The organism is Actinomadura logoneensis, assembly GCF_003428695.1.
Classification (GTDB): Bacteria; Actinomycetota; Actinomycetes; order Streptosporangiales; family Streptosporangiaceae; genus Spirillospora; species Spirillospora logoneensis.
The window spans coordinates 1-6,531 of sequence record NZ_QURH01000112.1 but is presented as its reverse complement, the minus strand read 5'-3'; the positions used below and the strand labels follow the sequence as shown (position 1 = coordinate 6,531).

At 73.3% G+C, this 6,531-nt stretch carries 6 protein-coding genes; all 6 read right to left on the bottom strand.

What is annotated here, in order from left to right:
- On the bottom strand, nucleotides 1-744 hold a 744-nt coding region (locus DZF91_RS05875; RefSeq protein ID WP_147341012.1), incomplete at its 3' end, for an inositol monophosphatase family protein.
- The gene (locus DZF91_RS05870; RefSeq protein ID WP_117356472.1) at nucleotides 741-1,547 is read right to left on the bottom strand and encodes an HAD family hydrolase; all 807 of its coding nucleotides are present in this window, start codon (nucleotides 1,545-1,547) and stop codon (nucleotides 741-743) included. The genes DZF91_RS05870 and DZF91_RS05875, both read right to left, overlap by 4 nt.
- Complete coding sequence (locus DZF91_RS05865; RefSeq protein ID WP_117356471.1) at nucleotides 1,544-2,674, bottom strand: ABC transporter ATP-binding protein; 1,131 nt, start codon at nucleotides 2,672-2,674, stop codon at nucleotides 1,544-1,546. The genes DZF91_RS05870 and DZF91_RS05865 overlap by 4 nt, the downstream gene beginning before the upstream one ends.
- A gap of 2 nt (nucleotides 2,675-2,676) precedes the next feature.
- The gene (locus tag DZF91_RS05860; RefSeq protein WP_117356470.1) at nucleotides 2,677-4,500 is read right to left on the bottom strand and encodes an ABC transporter permease; all 1,824 of its coding nucleotides are present in this window, start codon (nucleotides 4,498-4,500) and stop codon (nucleotides 2,677-2,679) included.
- Between the two features lie 22 nt (nucleotides 4,501-4,522).
- Nucleotides 4,523-5,716 carry an ABC transporter substrate-binding protein gene (locus tag DZF91_RS05855; protein ID WP_117356469.1) on the bottom strand — a complete coding sequence of 398 codons (1,194 nt, stop codon included), beginning with the start codon at nucleotides 5,714-5,716 and terminating at the stop codon, nucleotides 4,523-4,525.
- Between the two features lie 252 nt (nucleotides 5,717-5,968).
- A partial coding sequence (locus tag DZF91_RS05850) for a DUF47 domain-containing protein (RefSeq protein ID WP_117356468.1) occupies nucleotides 5,969-6,531 on the bottom strand: 563 nt, incomplete at its 5' end.

Genomic DNA, 6,531 nt, shown 5'->3' with positions numbered 1-6,531 from the left:
CTCGCCGCCGAGCGGCAGGTACACGCCGCCCGCCCGGCGCACCAGCAGCAGCGCCGCCGCGACGTCCCACGCGTTGACGGAGACCCCGTAGGCGGCGTCGGCCCAGCCGCCCGCGACGTGCGCGAGCGACAGGGCGGCGCTGCCGGGCCGCCGGACGGTCGCGAACGACTCGACCAGCCGTCCGAAGCGGTGCAGCGACCCGGTTCCGCCGCGTCGCAGCTCGCGGGCGTTGGGGAAGCCGGTGACCAGCACGGCGGTGCGGTCCTCGGCCGCGCCGGCGCTGCGCAGCGGCGCCCCGTTGCAGGTCGCGCCGTCCGGACCGGCGCTGAACAGGTCGTCGCGCACCGGGTCGTAGACCGCGCCCGCGACGACCTCGCCGGCCACGACGGCCGCGACGGAGGTGCAGAAGAACGGCAGCCCGGCGGCGAAGTTCGCGGTGCCGTCGATCGGGTCGACGTACCAGCGGACCTCCCCGTCCTGCCCGCCGTCTTCCCCGCCCGGCAGCCCGCCGCCCTGCGTGCCGCCCTCCTCCCCGACGACCACGCTCGTGGGGGCGTACCGCGCGAGGACGGCGCGGACGGTCTCCTCGGCGGCCCGGTCGTGCTCGGTCACCGGGTCGTGGAAGTCGCGCTTGGTCTGCACGGCCGGGCGGGAGCGGAACGCCGTCCGCAGCCGGCCGGCGGGGGCGCGCGCGGCGGTCTCGGCGATCCGCTGGAGTTCGCGGGCGGCGGCCGGGTCGGTCATCGGTCTCCCTCGGGGGCGTCGGTGAGCAGGGCGAGCAGGCCGTGGCCGTCGTCGACCACGGCGTCCGGGCGGTTCCGGATCTCGAACGGGACGTCGTAGGTGCCCTTGGCGACCATCAGGACGGTGGCGCCGACCCCGGCGCGGTGGCCGCACAGCACGTCGCGGTCGAAGTTGTCCCCGACGTACCAGACCCGTTCGGGCCGGACGTCCAGGGCGCGGGTGGCGATCCAGATCATCTCCGGGTTGGGTTTGCGGACGCCGGCCTCGTCGCTGTACACCTCCAGGGCCAGCTTGTCCGCGAGCCCGGTGGCGGCGGTGAAGTCGCGGTGGACCGCGCCGGACAGGGCGTTGCTGACCACGGCGCACGGGACGCCCATCCCGGCGGCGGCGTCCAGCAGCTCCGGGATGCCGGGGCGGATGATCCGCTCCTGCCGGACCTCGCCCATCCGCTTGCACAGCGGGGTCGCGTGCGCGACGACGGCCTGCCGGGCGGGGGCCGGCCAGTCCGCGGCGACGTAGTCGCGCCAGAACTGCACGTGCGTCATCTCGACGGGCGCGAACGGGCGGGACATCGCGTTCTTCCAGCTCTTGTCCCCCGCCGCCCCCGCCTTGATGTCGGCCTCGACGTCGCCGACGCTCAAGGCGTGGGCGCCGCCCCGGACGAGCAGGGCGTGCACCTCCTTGGCGAGCACGGCCGTCCAACCCGGACGGGTGCGGGTCTCGACGAGGACGCCGCCGAAGTCGAGCAGGATCGCGTCGGGACGGGTGAGCCCCGCGGCGGACGCCGGTGCGGGCTCGGTCATCGGGCGGCCTTCCCGACCGGCGCCGTCGCGTCGTCCCACGCGGTCATGCGCGTCCCGTCGGCGGCGAAGACGTGCAGCCGGTCGGGGCGGGCCCAGCAGCGCACGGTGTCACCGGGCGCGACGCCGGGGTCCTCGTGGGTGACGGCGAACACCTCCGTGTCGTCGAGGCGGAGCTGGACGGTCCAGCTCGACCCGGCGGGCAGGACGGTCTCGACGGCGGCCTCGTGCGACCACGCGTCGGCGGGCGGCGCGTCCGGCCCGGCGGCGAGCCGCAGCGCCTCGGGACGGACGCCGACGCAGCCCGGCGCGCTCAGCCCGGCGCGCTTCTCGACGTACCGCAGCAGCGATCCGGCGAGGCCGCCCAGCGGCTCGGCGACGGCGACGACGTTCATCGGGGGGCTCCCCACGAACTCGGCGACGAACCGGTTGCCGGGCCGCTCGTACATCTCCACGGGCGGCGCGACCTGCTGCAGCTCGCCCTCGTTCATGACCGCGACGTGCGTCGCCATGGTCATGGCCTCCATCTGGTCGTGGGTGACGAACACGACGGTCGCGCCCGTCTCGTCGTGGATGCGCTTGAGCTCGGTGCGCATCTCCAGCCGCAGCCGCGCGTCCAGGTTGGACAGCGGCTCGTCCAGCAGCAGGACCTCGGGGTCCACCGCGAGCATGCGGGCGAGCGCGACGCGCTGCTGCTGCCCGCCCGACAGCTGCGAGGGGTAGCGGTCGGCGCACTCGGCCACGCGGACCTTGCGCAGCGCCTCCATGGCCCGTTCGCGCCGCGCGGCGGCCGGGACCTTGCGCATCCGCAGCCCGAACTCGACGTTGCGCAGGACGGTCAGGTGCGGCCAGAGCGCGTAGTTCTGGAACACCAGGCCCATGCCCCGCTTCTCCGGCGGGACGTAGACGCCGCGGTCCACCGCGTCCAGCACGCGGTCGCCGACGCGGATCTCGCCCGCGGTCGGCTGCTCCAGCCCGGCGACCATGCGCAGGGTGGTGGTCTTGCCGCAGCCGGACGGGCCGAGCAGGCAGGTGAACGACCCGTCCGGGATGGCCAGGTCCAGGTCCCGGACGGCGACATGGCCGCCGGGGTACTGCTTGACCACTCCGCTGAGGGTGATGGCCGACATGGTCAACCTCCGATGCCCGAGGCCAGGCTGCTCCGGGTGAGCCGCTGTGCCAGATAGGTGAGGGTGAACGAGAGCAGGGCGATGACCAGCACGACCGCGTTGGCCAGCTGGGTGTATCCGTAGTCGACCAGGCCGATCGACAGGGTGGTGAGCAGCTGCGTGCCGGAGGTGGTCAGCATGATCACGATGCTGAGCTCCTTCAGCCCGGACACCAGCGGCAGCACCACGCCGGTGACGAGGGCGCCCTTCTGGATGGGCACGATGATCCGGAACATGCGGACCGGCCAGCGTGCCCCGGCGACCTGCGCGGCCTCCTCGGGTTCGCGGCCGAGCTGCATCATCGCCGCGATGCCCGAGCGCGACGAGTACGGCAGGTGGGTGACGACCAGCACCAGGACGAGCAGCGTGACCGTCCCGTAGAGGGCGGGCACCGGGCCGCGCCGCACCGCGAACAGCGACAGGCAGGCGGCGGCGAACGCGATGCCGGGCACCAGGTACGGCAGGAACGAGACCTGCCGCAGGAACCCCGACACGCGGCCGCCGTCGCCGCGCACCACCACGTAGCCGATGAGGAGCCCGACGAAGCCGCAGACCAGTGCGGCGATGCCGACGATGCGCAGGCTGTTCCAGGCCGCCTCGTACAGGTCGGAGCCGCGCAGGACGCCGTGCGGGAAGCCGACCGCGCCGGGGATGTCCTCGCCGATCCAGAACGTGAGCGTGAAGTTGTCGGCGCGGAACACCCCGGGCGTCTTGGTGACGGTGGACAGCAGCAGCGTCAGCACCGGGGCCGCCACGCTGACCAGGAACACCGCCATGCCGACGGCGAACGCCGGCCAGCGCCAGCGGCGCAGGTCCGCCCGCCGGTCCATGGCGCCCTTGCCGCCGACGGTGACGAACCGGCGCTGCTCGCGGACGAGCCGGGTGTCCACGACGACCACCAGCACGCCGACCAGGACGATCACGCCGGCCAGCACCGAGGCCACGCCGGTGCTGCGGTCCCGGATGGCGTGGTAGAGGCTGGTGGACAGCACGTTGTAGTCGCTCGGCAGGCCCAGGATGTAGGGCGTGCCGAAGGTGCCGAGGACGCGGCCGAGCACCAGCAGGACCGCCGAGGAGAGCGCGGGCAGCATCAGCGGCAGCGTGATGCGGCGCAGGACCGTCCGGCCGCCCGCGCCGAGGATGCGCGCCGAGTCCTCGAGCTGGGCGTCGATCCGGCGCAGCGCGTTGCCGAACAGCAGCAGGACGAACGGGTAGTAGTGCAGCCCGAGCGTCACGATGATCGGGAACGGCCCGTAGGCGAGCCAGTCGGGCGTGGCGATCCCGGCGCCCTGCAGGTAGCCCACCTGGCCGCCCGACCGCTCGTTCTTGAACAGCGTCAGCCAGGCCAGCGCGAACGTCCAGGACGGCAGCATGTACGGCACGACCAGCGCCGCGGCCAGGAACTTGCGCCCGGGCACGTTGGTGCGGGTGACCAGCCAGGCCATCGACCCGCCGACGGCCAGGGCGAACACGATGACGCCCGCCGACACGACGAGCGTGTGCAGCAGCGGCTCCCAGAACAGCAGCCGGCTGACGGGCGAGCGGAACACCCGCCACAGGTAGTAGCCCGTCCAGTCCCCGGTGTGCCGGCCGGAGCGCGCCTCGTCCCCGTACTGGACGCGGCCGGCGTCCGAGAAGACCGAGACCAGCGGCGCGATGACGAGGTAGAGCAGAGCGAGGCACAGCACCACGCCGAGCAGCACGGTGGGCTCGCGCAGGAGCACGCGGGCGCGGTAGAGCACGCGTCTGCCGCGTGACACCGGACGCGCGGGGGCGGCGACCGCCATGACGATTCCTCCGGAGGTGGGGTCAGCGGTGGTTGACGCGCCAGAAGTCCTTGATGTCCTGGCGTTCGCGGAAGTCGTCGGTCATGGTCCCCGGCACGAACCGGAACAGCTGGTTGTCCCAGTCGGCCAGACCGGGCGGGTTGTTCGGGCTCTTGCCGACCTTCTTGTTGCCGGACACCCCGCCGCTGCCGGACTCCAGCGCGAAGCCCTCCTTCTCCAGGACGAAGTGGACGAACAGCTTCGCCGCGTTCGGGTGCTTGGAGCCGGTCGCGATCGTGGCGTACTTGGGGTAGGCGAACCCGGTCCACGGCGCCAGGCCCTCGCAGACCTTCATGTGGAAGCCCTTCTGCTCGACGTCGCGGAACTTCGCGATGGACATCAGGCCGAGGGTCTGCTTGGTCTGGTTGGGGGCGGCGACGCCGGTCGCCACGTCCTCGTCCTCGGTGGTGAGGACCGGGGAGTTCTTGGCGAACCGCTTGACCCACTCGTGCGCCGGGTCCTTCTCGGAAAGCTGGAGCTTGCCCTTGCCGAGCGCGTCATAGGCGGCGGTCAGCTTGTCCGTGCCGTGGTCGGCGAGCTGGGTGAACCACTGCGTGAAGACCTCCTTGCCGAGGGGGTCCTGGAGCAGCACCTTGCCCTTCCACGCGGGGTCGGTGAGCTCCCAGAGGTTCTTCACCGGGCAGCCGTTCGGGCTGAGCTTGGGGTTGTAGACGAAGACGTACGCCTTCATCAGCATCATCAGCGGGTTGCGGTCGCCCTCGGCGATGTCGGGCGCCAGGTCCGGCGGGATCCACGTCCGGACGATCCGCTGCGGCAGGAGCTGCCCGACGAGCATCGGCCCGTCCTCGAAGAGGTTGACGTCGATCGTGACGTTCTTGGCCTGGGACTCGCGGGTCATCTTCTCGGCGGTCGCCGCCGCCTTGGACTTCACGCCCTCGGCCTTGATGCCGTACTTCTTCGCGAACGCCTCGGCCACGTCCTTGACGTCGCCGCTGCCGTCGTAGGCGAGGACCGAGCCCTCCTTCTTGGCGGCGGCGATCAGGTCGTCCAGCTTGAAGCTCGCGGCGTCCTCGACGCTGGCGGACGGCAGCGGGCTCGCGCCGCCCGCCTCGCCGCTGGTGGACGGCGCGCAGGCGGCCAGCGCGGACGCTGCCAGGGCGAGCAGTCCGGCACAGGCGGCGCGGGCGCGCCGCCGTCCGGGGGCGGATCCGTTCATGGTCGGTTCTCCTTGGGGGGGCGCGGACGCTGCCAGGGCGAGCAGTCCGGCACAGGCGGCGCGGGCGCGCCGCCGTCCGGGGGCGGATCCGTTCATGGTCGGTTCTCCTTGGGGGGGGACGCGCCGCCGGTCCCCGGACCGGCGGCGCTGTTGGGGGTGGGGGAGGAAACGGAAGCGGAAAGAGGGCGTGGTGCGGGAGAGGCGTGGGGGAAGGGAGTGGTGCGGAAGAAGGGCGTGGTGCGGGGCCGACGGTCAGTGGCTGCGTTTCAACATCGCGTCGGACAGGGCGTCGGCCGCCTCGCCGAGCCGCCGCCCCACCGCGTCCAACCGCTCCAGCAGCTCCCGGCGGCGCAGCAGTTCCACGTCCAGCGGTCCGGCGAACGCGTCCGCGAGGGCCGTCTGCCGGGTCTGCCGGACCCGGTTGCCGGCCTTGCGGGCGCCCAGCGCGGCGACGGTGACCGCCGCGGGCTCGGCGAGGACCTTGCCGACGGCGGTGTCGAGGGCGGTCAGCCCGTCGTGCACCGCCGCCAGCGGCGGGACCGCGAAGCCGAGCGAGCTCGGCCCGTAGAGGTCGGCCTCGCGGACGAAGTCGCGGAGGTTGTCCAGGACGTCGTCCACCGACCGGGACAGCCGGTACAGGTCCTCCCGGTCGATCGGGGTGGCGAGCGAGCCGTGCAGCATCGCGGCGAGCTCGGCGCGCTCGGCGTCGCCGGCGTGCTCCAGCTCGGTCATGCGGGCGCGGGCCTCGGCGGGCGGGATCCGCCCGGCGGCCATCTCGGCGGCCAGGTCCGCGCCGCGCCGGGCGGTCCCGACCT

Bases quoted from the DNA above. Each gene is read 5' to 3' on its own strand.
- DZF91_RS05870 (WP_117356472.1), bottom strand. From the start codon at position 1,547: ATGACCGAGCCCGCACCGGCGTCCGCCGCGGGGCTCACCCGTCCCGAC.
- DZF91_RS05865 (WP_117356471.1), bottom strand. From the start codon at position 2,674: ATGTCGGCCATCACCCTCAGCGGAGTGGTCAAGCAGTACCCCGGCGGC.
- DZF91_RS05860 (WP_117356470.1), bottom strand. From the start codon at position 4,500: ATGGCGGTCGCCGCCCCCGCGCGTCCGGTGTCACGCGGCAGACGCGTG.
- DZF91_RS05855 (WP_117356469.1), bottom strand. From the start codon at position 5,716: ATGAACGGATCCGCCCCCGGACGGCGGCGCGCCCGCGCCGCCTGTGCC.